At 72.9% G+C, this 258-nt stretch carries 1 protein-coding gene; it reads left to right on the top strand.

The window, feature by feature from the left end:
• On the top strand, window positions 1-258 hold a 258-nt coding region (locus MJ643_RS31010), incomplete at both ends, for a lactate racemase domain-containing protein (protein ID WP_247727358.1).

Genomic DNA, 258 nt, shown 5'->3' with positions numbered 1-258 from the left:
AGGCCGCGACCCTCGGCGGCCCCGAGGGGATCCTCACCGAGGAGCAGATCAGCGGCTTCGTGGCCGAGCAGATCGCCGGGGCCGACATCGACGGGAAGTCCGTCTGCGTGATCATCCCCGACGGGACGCGCTCCGTGCCGCTGCCCAAGGTCATGCGCCCCCTGCATGCGGCGCTCGCCGGTCGCGCGTCCTCCGTGACCGTGCTGATCGCGCTCGGCACCCACGCGGCGATGAGCGAGTCGGCGATCGCGACGCTCC

The organism is Pseudomonas sp. PNPG3 (assembly GCF_023093815.1).
GTDB classification, from domain to species: domain Bacteria; phylum Pseudomonadota; class Gammaproteobacteria; order Pseudomonadales; family Pseudomonadaceae; genus Aquipseudomonas; species Aquipseudomonas asiatica.
Note: the sequence above shows the minus strand (reverse complement) of the source record. Positions and strands in the feature narration are given on the sequence as shown.